13 protein-coding genes are annotated in these 13,705 nt (G+C 54.8%); 2 read left to right on the forward strand and 11 right to left on the reverse strand.

The annotated features are described in order from the left end of the window. Positions 1 to 2: 2 nt before the first annotated feature. The 9 genes from pmrD to BZK40_RS09895 form a co-directional block, all read right to left on the reverse strand. Complete coding sequence (gene pmrD / locus BZK40_RS09855; RefSeq protein ID WP_079934570.1) at positions 3 to 266, reverse strand: signal transduction protein PmrD; 264 nt, start codon at positions 264 to 266, stop codon at positions 3 to 5. Between the two features lie 95 nt (positions 267 to 361). Beyond that, on the reverse strand, positions 362 to 1,786 hold the full coding sequence (gene menE, locus BZK40_RS09860; protein ID WP_060683505.1) for an o-succinylbenzoate--CoA ligase: 1,425 nt from the start codon (positions 1,784 to 1,786) through the stop codon (positions 362 to 364). Next, complete coding sequence (menC, locus tag BZK40_RS09865; protein WP_079934571.1) at positions 1,783 to 2,745, reverse strand: o-succinylbenzoate synthase; 963 nt, start codon at positions 2,743 to 2,745, stop codon at positions 1,783 to 1,785. Before menC ends, menE begins: the two co-directional genes overlap by 4 nt. Continuing rightward, positions 2,745 to 3,602 (reverse strand): 1,4-dihydroxy-2-naphthoyl-CoA synthase, encoded by an 858-nt coding sequence (menB, locus tag BZK40_RS09870; protein ID WP_003027671.1) that lies wholly within the window; start codon positions 3,600 to 3,602, stop codon positions 2,745 to 2,747. The genes menC and menB overlap by 1 nt, the downstream gene beginning before the upstream one ends. A gap of 14 nt (positions 3,603 to 3,616) precedes the next feature. Then, positions 3,617 to 4,375 (reverse strand): 2-succinyl-6-hydroxy-2,4-cyclohexadiene-1-carboxylate synthase, encoded by a 759-nt coding sequence (menH, locus tag BZK40_RS09875; protein WP_079934572.1) that lies wholly within the window; start codon positions 4,373 to 4,375, stop codon positions 3,617 to 3,619. Next, positions 4,372 to 6,042, reverse strand: a complete 1,671-nt coding sequence (gene menD / locus BZK40_RS09880; RefSeq protein WP_079934573.1) for a 2-succinyl-5-enolpyruvyl-6-hydroxy-3-cyclohexene-1-carboxylic-acid synthase — start codon at positions 6,040 to 6,042, stop codon at positions 4,372 to 4,374. Before menD ends, menH begins: the two co-directional genes overlap by 4 nt. 87 nt (positions 6,043 to 6,129) lie before the next feature. Continuing rightward, on the reverse strand, positions 6,130 to 7,428 hold the full coding sequence (gene menF / locus BZK40_RS09885) for an isochorismate synthase MenF (protein ID WP_008785341.1): 1,299 nt from the start codon (positions 7,426 to 7,428) through the stop codon (positions 6,130 to 6,132). Positions 7,429 to 7,532: 104 nt separating this feature from the next. Then, positions 7,533 to 7,838, reverse strand: a complete 306-nt coding sequence (gene elaB / locus BZK40_RS09890; RefSeq protein WP_003027683.1) for a stress response protein ElaB — start codon at positions 7,836 to 7,838, stop codon at positions 7,533 to 7,535. A gap of 63 nt (positions 7,839 to 7,901) precedes the next feature. Then, entirely contained in the window at positions 7,902 to 8,363 is a 462-nt protein-coding gene (locus BZK40_RS09895; RefSeq protein ID WP_008785342.1) for a GNAT family N-acetyltransferase, read from the reverse strand. Positions 8,364 to 8,430: 67 nt separating this feature from the next. Between BZK40_RS09895 and rbn the strand changes: the two genes are divergently transcribed. Both rbn and BZK40_RS09905 read left to right on the forward strand, forming a co-directional pair. Further along, complete coding sequence (gene rbn, locus BZK40_RS09900; RefSeq protein WP_079934574.1) at positions 8,431 to 9,348, forward strand: ribonuclease BN; 918 nt, start codon at positions 8,431 to 8,433, stop codon at positions 9,346 to 9,348. 64 nt (positions 9,349 to 9,412) lie between these two features. Then, positions 9,413 to 10,417 (forward strand): chemotaxis protein, encoded by a 1,005-nt coding sequence (locus BZK40_RS09905; protein ID WP_032944079.1) that lies wholly within the window; start codon positions 9,413 to 9,415, stop codon positions 10,415 to 10,417. 58 nt (positions 10,418 to 10,475) lie between these two features. Here BZK40_RS09905 and nuoN read toward each other — a convergent pair whose 3' ends face one another. Together nuoN and nuoM are read right to left on the reverse strand one after the other, a co-directional pair. Then, on the reverse strand, positions 10,476 to 11,933 hold the full coding sequence (nuoN, locus tag BZK40_RS09910; RefSeq protein ID WP_003027689.1) for an NADH-quinone oxidoreductase subunit NuoN: 1,458 nt from the start codon (positions 11,931 to 11,933) through the stop codon (positions 10,476 to 10,478). 6 nt (positions 11,934 to 11,939) lie between these two features. After that, the gene (gene nuoM / locus BZK40_RS09915; protein WP_003027692.1) at positions 11,940 to 13,469 is read right to left on the reverse strand and encodes an NADH-quinone oxidoreductase subunit M; all 1,530 of its coding nucleotides are present in this window, start codon (positions 13,467 to 13,469) and stop codon (positions 11,940 to 11,942) included. Positions 13,470 to 13,705 lie beyond the last annotated feature (236 nt).

Genomic DNA, 13,705 nt, shown 5'->3' on the forward strand with positions numbered 1-13,705 from the left:
GATTACTTATCTTCAGACAGTCGTAACAGACGTTCCCATTCATCACAGATGTACTGTCTGGCATCAATTACCTTAATGACACGGGATTTATCGCGGTTAATACAATACTGTGCATCCTTCAGCGGTGAAAGGAGATCGCCGGGCTTAATCCGCTCAGATGATTGCGCCTGGGCAAGCATCTTGAGCGAACCACCGCTATCGCAAAGTACGATATAGAGCCTCCCTGCTTTTTTGTGACAGCAGGTCTTCTTCACATGCCATTCCATAGCGCACCTATTGTTAATAAATTTCACAATAGGTTACACATTAGCTCATAAACAAAAGGACAATAGCTGCGGAATCACAGAAATGAGAAATGTAATTAATGTTTTCTTAATGTTAACGATGAAGCGCTTACCCAATCCGACAACGCACGGCGCGAAATTTTAATTCCTCCTGCTTTGAGCTCGGGCGGCAATGTCAGCCAACATACCGGTTGTTGAAAGCGGGCCAGCTTATCGTTTACCCACTCAGCCAGATTAGTTTCTCCAGCATTAGCGTCATACTCAATGACCGCCACCGGGCGATGGCCAAACTCTTTGTCTTCAATTGGTATAATAAAGGCCTGCAGAACATGCGGATGCGCTGCAATCACGCGTTCCACTTCTTCCGGCTGTATACCTTCCCCGCCGCTAAAAAACAGATTGTCCATACGACCGATAATGGTTAACTTGCCGTCCTTTAACACCCCACGATCGCGGGTTGCAAACCAGCCTTCCGCGTTCACTAAAGGAATAAGCTGTCCGTTACGCCAGTAACCTTGCGCCATGCTGGCAGCCCGTAACCAGACTTCATCATCAACGATTCTGACTTCTCTGCCTACCAGAGGGGAACCCACATCTGCCAGACCATCCGCCTCTTTCGCACAGACCGTAGAAGCGAATTCCGTTAATCCGTAACCGCACCAACAGCGAATCCCCTGCTCGTGCGCCTGCTCCGTCAACTCAACAGGAATAGCCGCGCCGCCCAGCAGTACCGCTTTGAGCGTGACCGGCGTGTTGTTGACCAGCAAGCGCCACAGCTGCGTGGGCACCAGTGAAGCGTGGGTACATCCAGCCAGCATTTGCTCCAGCGGCTGCTTGTCGCGCACGGTCATTCGCGCTCCGGCGAACAACCAGCGCCACAAAATACCCTGGCCGGAAACATGAAACAGCGGCAGCGAGAGCAGCCAGTCATCCTCAGCACCAAACGGCATTAATGACAGGACGCCCTGCGCGCTTGCCAGATGCGCCTGACAGGTATGAACAGCCGCTTTTGGCAATCCGGTAGAACCTGAAGTTAACGTCATCGTGCTCAAACGTTCAGGCAACCACGCCGCGGCGCGATCGCCTGGTAACGACCGCATCTGCAACGGGCTGAGTTCCGGAAGTGCGATAGCGGCCTCCAGATCCAGCGCAAAACGTAGCGTTAAGTCCGGGATCAGCGCATCAAGCAGCGGCTGAGGCAACTGTGGGTTCACAGGTAAAACCCGCGCCCCACATTGCAGCAGCGCGAGCCAGGCCAGCAAAGCGCGAGGATGATTCCAGGCGCGAAGCAGAACACCATCGCCCTCTTCCACGCCCTGGGCGGCAAAACCGCAGGCCAGATGATCTACACGTGTGCAAAGATCGCTCCAGCTTAATACCTCATCGTTGAGGCGTAAGGCTAGCGCCTTCGCACGAACCTGTTGCCAGTGACGCCACGGCCAGTCACTGAACTGCACCAGGCCCGATAAGCTCACGCTATCGGGCATTTCCTGCTGGGTCATAGCACACGTTCCAGCGCATCAACGTCGATACACGGCAACGTGCTACCCGGCCAGGTGCGTACCTGCTGGCACTGCATCAGACTCAGGGTATCCAGACCCGGAATGGTCTGCGGCGTTAACCAGGCGGCAATTCTCGCCAGCTGGGTTAAGCCCAGACTCGACTCGATTGACGAACTGATAACGGCAGTAAGACCGAGCGCATGCGCCGCAGCCACCTGTTCACGGACTTTATCGAGACTGCCGGTCAGCGTAGGTTTGATAACCACGGCCCTGACGCCTTCTTCGGCTTCGAAGGTGAAATCCGCTTCACGCAGACTTTCATCCCAGGCGATGGCAATGCCGGTTTCACGCGCGAAGGCACGAGAATCATCGCGGGTTTTGCACGGTTCTTCGAGGAAGGCAATGCGTCCACGATATTCCGGATTAACGTATTTCGCGAACTGCTGTGCTTTCAACGGCGTCCATGCCCGGTTGGCGTCAAGTCGCAAATGCAGCTCCGGGATCGCCTCAAGCAGCAGATTGGCTACCATGCCGTCGCGGACCGCTTCATACAGACCGACCTTGATCTTCGCCACTTTTTCGCCCGGCATATCCGCCAGTTGTAGCACCAGATCGTCAGGATCGCCCGTGCACAGCGGCGCAGCACGATAGTCCGCGTCCTGTGGCAATACGCCAGTCAGTTCGGCAAGCGCACAGCTTATGCCAAAGGCGACCGAAGGCAGTTGCGGTAAGGAGTCATCCCCTTGCAACCAGCCTTTCACCCAGGCCAGCAGCTCGGTTTGTGCCTCTTCCCAGCTTTCCTGACTGAAGCCCGGCAGTGGGGAAATTTCTCCCCACCCTTCGCGCTCGCCGTCACAAAGACAAACGTACAGCCCGTCACGCGTTTTTAACCGCCTGTCGCGCAGAATCACCCCCGCGTCCATGGGGATCTGCCAGCGGTATACCTGCGCGCTACGCATTACGGATTCCGTTTGAATTTGCTGAAATCAGGCTGACGTTTTTGGTTAAAGGCGTTACGGCCTTCCTGACCTTCTTCCGTCATGTAGAACAGCATAGTGGCGTTACCTGCCAGCTCCTGCAGACCAGCCTGACCATCACAGTCGGCGTTCAGTGCGGCTTTCAGGCAGCGCAGCGCCATTGGGCTGTTTTGCAGCATTTCACGGCACCAGCGTACGGTCTCTTTTTCCAGATCCGCCAGCGGAACCACGGTGTTGACCAGACCCATATCCAGCGCCTGTTTTGCATCGTACTGACGGCACAGGAACCAGATTTCACGCGCTTTTTTCTGACCGACGATGCGCGCCATGTAGGAAGCGCCCCAACCGCCGTCGAAAGAACCGACTTTCGGGCCGGTCTGACCAAAGATGGCGTTTTCAGCCGCAATGGTCAGGTCACACATCATGTGCAGCACATGGCCACCACCAATGGAGAAACCTGCAACCATCGCTACTACCGGTTTCGGACAGGTACGAATCTGGCGCTGGAAGTCCAGTACGTTCAGGTGATGCACACCGGAGTCATCCTGGTATCCGCCGTAGTCACCACGCACTTTCTGATCGCCGCCTGCGCAGAACGCTTTGTCGCCAGCACCGGTCAGAATAATTACGCCGATGTTGTCATCATAGCGGGCATCCGCCAGCGCCTGGATCATCTCTTTCACGGTGACCGGACGGAAGGCATTGCGTACCTGTGGACGATTAATGGTGATTTTTGCAATACCGTCGGTGGATTTCTCGTAAAGAATGTCGGTATAGCCTTCAGAGCAATCGTGCCATTCTACCGGTGCGTAAAGCATTGTTTCATCAGGATAGATCATAAAATGTCCTATAGTCAGCGACGCAGAATCTGAGCCAGACAATCCACTACGCCCGCGGGGTTGTCCCGATGCGCGTTGTGTCCGGCATTACGAATCACATGGTTTGGTACTGATATTTCCGCCGCCAGGGCGCGGAATTTTTCGTCACGTTCACCACATAAATAATAAAACGGAAATGTGCGCGTCGTGAGTTGCGCACGTAAATCAGGCTGTACGGCAAGCGAGGTGGCCTCCAGCATTGCCGCCAGCGTTTGCCCATTATTCTGGCTACGCAGAGCGACCAGCGCCTCTCTTTGTGCCGCGTTCAGCGAGGAAAAAACGGGCTGTTGATACCAGTCATTAAACACCTCACGTAGCGGCTCTGCGCGAAAACGTGCAGCCCAGCGGCCATCCGAGAGACGACGCTGAACGAGCGCCTCCTCGCTTTGCAAGCCGGGATGTCCGCCTTCAACCACCAGACCACAAAGCCCAGGCATCTCCTGACAGGCCGCCATCATCGCGACTCTGCCGCCAAGAGAGTATCCCACCAGCCAGTAGTTAAGTATGTTGTAACTAAGTAGAGTATTACGCAGCAAAACGCTGACATCATCGAACCCGCTCACGCTGATGTCAGCGGAGCCACCGTGTCCCGGCAGGTCGATGTATAGCCGCGAATAATCCTGAAACGCTTCGCCGACCGTCTGCCATTCCTGGCAATCGCCAGAGAAACCGTGCAGGAAAACCAGCCAGGGAAATCCCGTTTGGCCCTCTTTCGCCTGCGCATGCAGGATCATAGGTGACTTACCTGCGCCAGCAGTTGCTGCAAGGTTTGCGCCCCGTCAGTTTCGTTCACCACCAGCTCAATCACCGTGGCCGCAGGTGTACGCCACGCGTTAGTCAACGCGCTCTCCAACTGCTCCCAGTTTTCCGGGCGCTGGTATTTAAGGTTAAACATGGCGGCAGCATGCTCGAAATGTACGTTCTGCGGCATCAGATAGAACCGTTCGCGTTCGCTGGCTGGTGTCGGCAGCAGGGAAAAAATCTGCCCGCCGTTATTGTTGACCACTATCAGGACAAACGGTGCAGAAACCTGGCGCAATAACGCCAGCGCATTCAGGTCATACAACGCAGATAAATCGCCAACAATCGCCAGCGTCGATTTCGCGCTGGCACGCTGTACACCAGCTGCCGTTGACAGCAGGCCGTCAATTCCGCTCGCGCCACGGTTGCTATAGACCGGGTAACCAGCCGGAAGCTGCGACAGCGCATCAATCAGGCGTACCACCAGACTGTTACCCACGAACAGCTGCCCCTGCTCCGGCAAGTATTCGCGGATACGGTGGGCTAATTGCGCTTCACCAAACGCCTCACGACGGGCTTCTACCGCCTGCCAGGCCTGTTGCGCCAGATGAGGGATCTCAATACACCAGGGCTGACGTTTCTCCGCCGGATGCAGCTCCAGCCAGTCGCCAACTTTCGCCACCAACCTGCGGCCGCGATGATGGGCCGGATCGAGGCGGCCTTCGATATTATCGACAATCCAGTATTCCTGCGGATCGCAGCTGGCCTGCCATTGCAGCAGACGTTTTCCAGTCAGGCTGCTACCAAGCTGCACCACAATCTGCGCCTGCTGCAATTCAGCTACAGCTTTCGCATTTCCCAGCCACAGGTCGGCGCACGGCAGCGGTTGTCCGGTTTGCGACAGAACATCGCCAATCAGCGGCCAGCCTAACGTCTGCGCCCACTGCGCAACCTTCTTACCTTCTTCCGCGCTCATGCGGCCCGCAATGACTACGCCGCGTTTTTGTCGCCAGAAAAACCAGTCGCGTTGTTTGTCGCTTTCCAGCCGACGCGCTTCTCGCAGCCAGGGTTTATCGTCCTGCCACCAGTCGCCGAGGCGCTGCTGCCAGGCAATCCCCGTTTCGTCCATATCGCCATACAGCGGTTCCGCAAACGGGCAATTGATATGAACCGCCCCGCTATGCAGGGCAGCTAACGCATTATCAATCGTGGACACCAGCCAGCTTGCCGGAATGTCCTGAGTAGGACGCGGTAAAGAGAGCGTTTGCGATGGATGCGAGGCAAACATTCCGGCCTGACGAATCGCCTGGTTCGCGCCACAGTCGATAAGCTCTGGCGGTCTGTCAGCGGTAAGTAAAATCAGTTTTTCACCGGTCAGCCCCGCTTCAATCAACGCGGGATATAAATTCGCCACCGCGGTACCGGACGTCACAATCACGGCGACAGGCTGACGGCTGACTTTTGCCAGACCTAAAGCCAGATGCCCAAGACCGCGCTCGTCAAAATGGGTGTGGTGGATGAATGCGGGGTTTTCCGCTGCCGCCAGCGTCAATGGTGTAGAACGAGAGCCAGGGGCAATGCAGACATGCCTGACGCCGTGGCGAGTGAGTGCTTCCAGAATGACCGCCGCCCAGCGTCGGTTAAATGCGCTTACTGACATGAGATTGTCCGGTATCAATATTGCGACACAGTATAGAGAATCGAATAAATGGATTTTTGATATGAATCGGAAATATACACGAAATCACTATCCTTCCATCTGTAATAAAGTACGTAACCCTGCCGCTTTATTGTCTATTTCTTGCCATTCCTGCTCAGGATCTGAGCCACGTACAATCCCTGCCCCGGCATACAGGCGTACCACGTTTGCACTAATTTTCGCCGAACGCAATGACACGCAAAACTCGCTTTGGCGCAAAGAAAGATAACCCGCTGAACCGGCATACCACTCGCGTTCAAAGGGTTCATTTTGCTGGATGAATTCACGCGCCAGCTCACGCGGAATACCGGCGACTGCCGCCGTGGGCTGAAGCTGCATCAGGCAAAGCATATCGTCGGCCTGATTCAGTTCCGTCCAGATGCAACGGCGCAGGTGCTGCACTTTACGCAGCCTGAGCACCTGCGGTGGCAGCACATCGAGAGTTTGCGTACAGCCTTGCAGACGCTGGCAAATATCTTCGACCACCAGCATATTCTCGCGCTGGTTTTTATCATCTTTCATTAGCCAGTCGCCCAATTGCCAGGCCCGATGATCCTCAGGGTGATTGGCCACGGTTCCGGCCAGCGCCTCGGTGCGCAGCGCCGTATCACGTCGTCGATACAGACGTTCAGGAGAAGAGCCAAGAAAAGCGGTGTCGGCGGAGAATGCCATAAAGAAATGGTAGCAGTTCAGATTTAAGCGACGGCTGGAAGCCATCACGGCAGCGGCATTAACTGACTGAGAAAATTGTAAATCGGTCGCCCGCGCCAGCACGACCTTATCGAGGTCTTCTCCTGCGATCGTTTGAGTGGCGAGTTTTATCAGGTCTATCCAGCCAGCTTTCTCCGGCCAGTGCTGTTCTCCCGTCAAACTCAAACGCAACGCAGGGAGCGGTTTTACGGGAGCAAGCGATGAGATGAAGGCGATCGCTTGTGCAGCGTCTTCACGTAGCGACACGTCGCTATAGAGATGTAAGCGTAAGCTCGCCACTCCGGCGCAACGTCGCCACTCCAGCCGCGGCAGCAGTAAATTGCCACTCTGAGGCTCAAAGGCATTTAGGCCCCAGATGCGCAGGTCGGGATGATTATCATGCTGATGTAAAAATTGCTGGGCTGATTCCAGCGAGGAAAATGCGGCGACGGTCCCTAATACGGCGGCTTCTTCATCGCCGTTACGCTGCTGCCAGTAAAACTGGGGCCAGACGGGTTGACTGGCCAGCCATCCTAAAGCGTCAAACGCATCATTCAGTGGGAAAGGTATATCGTAAATACGAATTCCAGGTGCTGCTGGCATCTCTTGCGATAAATGACGCATCAGACTTTCCAGCGCAGTAGTGATTGAATGCACGCGGACCTCTCCCTGTTAAAAACCTCTCATTATACGGGGTACTGAGCAGAAAAAGCAGTACCCCCAGTTAGGGAGTACGTACAAATGCGATGACAGAACGGAATTTATCGCCGCGCTAACAATAATCCCATCACTAAACCGACCGTGGCGCCAACGCCGATTCCTCGCCAGGGTTTTTCGTGCACATAGTCATCCGCCCGACAAACGGCTTTTTTCGCACGGTAATAGTAGCTGTCAGAAGCATGGCTGACGCGATTTCTCACCTCTTCTAACGCCCGCTCTGCCCGCGCTTTTAACTCAAGGTATTTTTGATCTGCTGGGTCGCCAGAAGAACGCAGCACCTCTTCCAGCGTTTCACTTAATAATTCCAGATCATCATCGATACGTGATTCATAAGAATGAAAAGACATTATATTCTCCCTTTCTATTGACGTACCCGCTAACTATAGACAACCTGGACTGATTGCGCCTGTTTACGCCTGATGTGCTTCCCGCGCCATTCCGACGTGTGGAATACCATCTTCGTCATAGATATCCGTAACAGGAACAAAGCCAAAGCGTGCATAGAATGATTGCAGATGCGCCTGCGCGCCCAGATACAACGCCTTGTGCGGCCAGTGTTGCGCGCAGGATGCTAGCGTCTGGGCCATTAGCTGTTGCCCCAGTTTTTCACCACGCAGCGCTTCGCTTACAATCACCCGACCAATCACTACCGGCTCCAGCTCGTCATCGCTTTTCAGAATCCTCGCATACGCCACCAGCTCATCGTTATGCCAGCCCAGAATATGCCGATTCTCTCCAGCCAGGTCATCGCCATCCACATCCTGGTACGGACACTGTTGCTCAACTACAAACACCGCGCATCGTAGCTGAAGTAGTGCGTACAGTTGTTGGGTACTCAGCTTTGCATGGTGGAGATCTTGCCAGTGAATCATTGTCTGCCCCTATGTTGTGATAACCTGAACATCCTGCCTTATTGATGGCGAAAAGTGTAACGCAAAGATGGAATTACTATTTTTAGGCACGTCTGCGGGAGTCCCCACGCGCTCACGCAATGTAACGGCAATTTTACTGAATCTGCAACACCCGACTCAGGCGGGGCTGTGGCTTTTTGATTGCGGCGAAGGGACACAGCATCAGATGCTCACCACGCCTTTCAATCCAGGAAAACTCGATCGTATTTTTATCAGCCATCTGCACGGCGATCACCTGTTTGGTTTACCGGGGTTACTGTGCAGTCGCTCAATGGCCGGCAATGTCCAGCCTCTGACGCTCTACGGGCCAAAAGGGTTGCGAGAGTTTACCGAAACCGCATTGCGTCTGAGCGGCTCCTGGACCGATTATCCGCTGGATATTGTAGAAATCACCGCGGGTGAGATTGTGGATGACGGCCTGCGAAAAGTAACGGCGTACCCGCTGGTGCATCCGCTGGAATGCTACGGTTTTCGCATTCAAGAGCACGACAAACCGGGTGCGCTTGACGCTAGCGCCCTGAAGGCGGCAGGCGTTAAAGCGGGCCCGTGGTTTCAGGATTTGAAAGCCGGAAAAACCATCGTGCTGGAGGATGGTCGAGCGATTAACGGTGCCGATTTTCTTTCCCCGCCCACCAGGGGAAAATCAGTCGCTATTTTCGGTGACACAGGACCCTGCGCGTCCGCCATTGAACTGGCTCGAGGTGTAGATGTCATGGTACACGAAACCACGCTGGACGCTTCAATGGAGGAAAAAGCCAACAGTCGCGGGCACAGCTCGACCCGACAAGCCGCACAGCTGGCGCTGGATGCCGGAGTGGGACGCCTGATCATGACCCACGTTAGCTCACGTTACGATGAAAAAGGCTGTCAGCGATTACTCGAAGAGTGCAAAGCAATATTTCCAGACACGGAACTGGCTCACGATTTCGCCATTTTCACCGTTTAACGCTCTATTTTTCCGCCTCAGTGCCGATAACAGTGGAAAGGCTGGCTTTCACACTGAGGACAGGATGAACAATTTCCAGAAAGATATTGATGACAGGACAAACCTAACCCTGTCTAACCGTTTTGAACTGCTGCTGTTTCGCCTCGGCAAATCTGTTGAGGAGCAGAAATCAGAGCTGTTTGGCATCAACGTATTCAAGCTGCGTGAAATCGTGCCGATGCCGACCTTTACGCGTCCGGCGGGTATGAAGGCCCCGTTACTGGGTATGGTTAACATTCGCGATCAGGTGATCCCGGTGATTGACCTGCCCGCCGTCGCGGGCTGTAAGCCAGAGACCGGACTCAATATTCTGTTGATCACAGAATATGCCCGCAGCGTCCAGGCTTTTGCGGTGGAGTCAGTGGAAAATATTATGCGCCTGGACTGGCAACAGGTGCATACCGCCGAGAAAGCCGTCAATGGTCGCTATATCACCAGTATCGCTTGCCTGGACGACAACAAAGAGACCAACAACCTGGCGCTGGTACTCGACGTTGAGCAGATCCTGTACGACATCGTACCGGCGAACCACGACCTGCGCGCAACCGATCTGAAAACCAATAAATTCAACATCACGCCGGGTGCGGTGGCGATTGTGGCTGATGATTCCAAAGTGGCCCGCGCCATGCTGGAAAAAGGGCTTAACGCCATGGAGATCCCGCATCTGATGCATGTAACAGGTCAGGATGCGTGGGAAAAAATACAGCAGCTTTCCGCAGAAGCGCTGGCGGAGGGCAAGCCTGTCAGTGAGAAGATCGCTCTGGTTCTCACCGATCTCGAAATGCCGGAGATGGACGGTTTTACGCTTACCCGTAAGATAAAAACCGACGAACGTCTGAAGAAAATCCCGGTCGTTATCCACTCTTCGCTTTCCGGTAGCGCGAACGAAGATCACGTTCGCCGAGTAAAAGCGGATGGCTACGTGGCCAAATTCGAAGTCAATGAGCTTTCTTCAGTGATCCAGGAAGTGATGGATCGCACAGCGAAAGGCATCAGCGGTCCGCTGGTGAGCCGTCAGCTATTAAACTGACCGTATTTCACGCATAAAAAAACCCGCCAAGGCGGGTTTTTTCGTTTCTGCATTTCGTTTACATCAGCGGAGTCGCTAACTGCACAATGCTGATCAGCGGTTGCGGGTAAATACCCAGCACCAGTACCAGCAGAGCAGAAATCAGCACCACGATACCGCCCGCGCTGTACTGCCAGTTGGACGGCGCATCGCGGTTCAACTGCTGCGGTGCGCTCAGGTACAGGCTCACGGCAACACGCAGGTAGTAGTACAAACCAATCGCGGAACCGACCACCACCGCGGCAACCAGCCACCACAGGTTAGCCTGTACACCGACGGCCAGTACGTAGAACTTACCGATAAAGCCCAGCGTCATCGGGATACCTGCCAGAGACAGCATCATCACCGTCATCACTGCCGCGAGGATCGGACGATGCCAGAACAGACCACGGTAGGAGAACAGAGAGTCTGCATCCGGACCGCGGTACGGGCTGGACATCAGGCTGACCACACCGAACGCGCCGAGGCTGCTGAACAGGTAACCGGCCAGGTAAACGCCAACCGCTTCCATCGACATCTCGCCGCTCTGCAGAGCAATCAGCGCCACCAGCAGGTAGCCGAGGTGAGAGATCGAAGAGTAACCGAGCAGACGTTTAATATTGGTCTGGCTCAGCGCCATCAGGTTACCGAAGATGATGGAAGCAAAGGCAATCACGCCCAGCACGATACGTACCGCTTCGCTATCCCCTACCGGTGCGTACAGGAACAGACGCATCACCACGCCGAAGATAGCGATTTTGCTCGCCGTCGCCAGGAAAGTGGAAACCGGAGCAGGAGCGCCCTGGTATACGTCTGGCGTCCACAGGTGGAACGGAACCAGCGAGAGTTTAAAGCCGAGGCCAACAATCATCAGACCGAAGCCCGCCAGCAGCAGCGGTTCGTGCAGCATGCCGTCGCCGAGGCTCTTACCGAGCGCAACAAACGACAGATTACCAGACTGCGCGTACACCAGCGCCATACCGAACAGCAGGAAGGAAGACGCTGCGGCAGACAGAATGGTGTATTTGATACTGGCTTCCAGCGAACGTTTCTGACGGAACGCATAGCCAACCAGACCAAACAGCGGCAGAGAGATCAGCTCAATACCAAGGAACAGCGCCGCCAGATGGTTAGCGTTAGCCAGCAGAATACCGCCAAGTGCGGCAATCAGCACCAACAGGTAGAACTCTTCCCGGTTGTCATCGTAGCCTTCCAGCCACGGGTAAGCGAAGGTACAGGTGGCAAGACTCGCCAGCAGCACCAGCCCGGTGTAGAGCATGGCGAAACCGTCAACCCGCATCAGCGGGGTGACGTCCATGGCGCCCGCCTGGCCAACAAACCAGAGCGAAACAAGCGCGGCGTTAAGCCCAATGACCGACAGCGTGGCATTGAGGAAGTGATTGCGTCGCCACGCAATGGAGAGCATCACAACCACCACCGTCAAGCCGACGATCAGCAGCGGTAGCAGCGCAATCAGGTGTTGTGGAGTTATTGTCATGGCGATTTACGGCCTTGTAGTAGTAACGGAATTAACAAACCACTGCTGGATGTTGCTCATCGCAGAATGCGAGGTATCCAGAATCGGCTGCGGATAGAAGCCAAGCAGTACCAGAAGCACGACCAGCAACAGGATGATAAACAGCTCACGCAGCGACATCCCTGGCAGTTCAACACTGGCAATCTGGCTCTTCGCTTTACCGAAGTAAGCGCGATGCAGCATCGCCAGCGAGTAAACAGAGGCAAACACCAGACCAAAGGTCGAGATCACGGTAATGACCGGAACCACCTGGTAGCTGCCGAACAGAATCATAAATTCGCCAACGAAGTTACCTGTACCCGGCATACCCAGCGTACACACTGCGAAGAACATCGACAGCGCAGGCAACCATTTCATTTTGCCCCACAGGCCGCCCATCATACGCATATCACGCGTGTGCAGACGTTCGTACAGCTGACCACACAGAATGAACAGACCGGCTGCGGACAGACCGTGCGCAATCATCTGGATAACAGCACCCTGGTACGCCAGCTGGCTGCCGGTGTAGATAGCAATCAGTACGAAGCCCATGTGCGATACGGAGGTGTAAGCGATCAGACGTTTGATATCGTACTGATTAAAGGCCATCCACGCGCCGTAGAAGATACCGATAACGCCCAGCCACATTGCGATAGGTGCAAACTCAGCCGACGCGTTCGGGAACAGCGGCAGAGAGAAGCGCAGCAGACCGTAAGCCGCGGTTTTCAGCAAGATCCCCGCCAGGTCAACGGAACCTGCGGTCGGCGCCTGGGAGTGCGCATCCGGCAACCAGCCGTGCAGCGGAACTACCGGCATTTTCACCGCGAAGGCGATGAAGAAGCCCAGCATCAGCAGATATTCCACACCGTGGGACATCGGGGTATTCAGCAGCTCTTCATAGTTGAAGGTCCACACACCGGTCGCTTTATAGTGCACAAACACCAGCGCCAGGATGGCAATCAACATCACCAGACCACTCGCCTGGGTATAAATGAAGAACTTGGTCGCCGCAGTGATACGCGTTTTACCATCAGAGGCTTTATGGCCCCACAACGCGATCAGGAAGTACATCGGCACCAGCATCATTTCCCAGAAGAAGAAGAACAGGAACATGTCGATGGCAAGGAACACGCCGATCACGCCGCCTAAGATCCACATCAGGTTCAGATGGAAGAAGCCCTGGTATTTTTCGATTTCATTCCAGGAGCAAAGTACCGCCAGAACACCGAGCAGACCGGTCAGCACTACCATCAGCAGCGACAGACCGTCGATAGCCAGATGAATAGAGATGCCAAAACGTGGGATCCACGGCAGGACAAATTCAGACTGCCACTGCGGAATGCCAGCGGATTGCGTCAGTGAATAGCCGCCCTGCAACCACAGTTGCAGGCCAAGCGCCAGCGTCAATCCCATGGTAATCAGCGCGATCCAGCGCGGCACCTTCACGCCAAAGCGTTCGGTCTGCCAGCACAGGAAGCCACCGATAAAGGGAATTAATATCAACCAGGGTAATAACATAGCTAAGTATGTCCCTTATATTTACTCCTGCTCAGGCTATCTCACTCGTCAGCCCAAATCCCGGCAGTGCTCGCAATCCTCACGTACTTCAGTACGCTCCGGTTGCTCTGCGCTGGCGGTCTCCGGTCTGACTACGCCGATGACGCCTGTACATCAGGAACAGATTTTCAACGAATTCTAAAAATTATTTTTGGGTTTGTAGGCCGGATAAGCGCAGCGCCATCCGGCAATCGTTC

This window comes from Citrobacter portucalensis (assembly GCF_002042885.1).
Lineage (GTDB): Bacteria > Pseudomonadota > Gammaproteobacteria > Enterobacterales > Enterobacteriaceae > Citrobacter > Citrobacter portucalensis.

Excerpts from the sequence above, each read along its gene's own strand:
- nuoM (WP_003027692.1), bottom strand. The coding sequence starts at position 13,469 with ATGTTATTACCCTGGTTGATATTAATTCCCTTTATCGGTGGCTTCCTG.
- rbn (WP_079934574.1), top strand. The coding sequence starts at position 8,431 with ATGGAATTACTATTTTTAGGCACGTCTGCGGGAGTCCCCACGCGCTCA.
- elaB (WP_003027683.1), bottom strand. The coding sequence starts at position 7,838 with ATGTCTTTTCATTCTTATGAATCACGTATCGATGATGATCTGGAATTA.
- BZK40_RS09895 (WP_008785342.1), bottom strand. The coding sequence starts at position 8,363 with ATGATTCACTGGCAAGATCTCCACCATGCAAAGCTGAGTACCCAACAA.
- pmrD (WP_079934570.1), bottom strand. The coding sequence starts at position 266 with ATGGAATGGCATGTGAAGAAGACCTGCTGTCACAAAAAAGCAGGGAGG.
- menH (WP_079934572.1), bottom strand. The coding sequence starts at position 4,375 with ATGATCCTGCATGCGCAGGCGAAAGAGGGCCAAACGGGATTTCCCTGG.
- menD (WP_079934573.1), bottom strand. The coding sequence starts at position 6,042 with ATGTCAGTAAGCGCATTTAACCGACGCTGGGCGGCGGTCATTCTGGAA.
- menE (WP_060683505.1), bottom strand. The coding sequence starts at position 1,786 with ATGACCCAGCAGGAAATGCCCGATAGCGTGAGCTTATCGGGCCTGGTG.
- nuoN (WP_003027689.1), bottom strand. The coding sequence starts at position 11,933 with ATGACAATAACTCCACAACACCTGATTGCGCTGCTACCGCTGCTGATC.
- BZK40_RS09905 (WP_032944079.1), top strand. The coding sequence starts at position 9,413 with ATGAACAATTTCCAGAAAGATATTGATGACAGGACAAACCTAACCCTG.
- menC (WP_079934571.1), bottom strand. The coding sequence starts at position 2,745 with ATGCGTAGCGCGCAGGTATACCGCTGGCAGATCCCCATGGACGCGGGG.
- menB (WP_003027671.1), bottom strand. The coding sequence starts at position 3,602 with ATGATCTATCCTGATGAAACAATGCTTTACGCACCGGTAGAATGGCAC.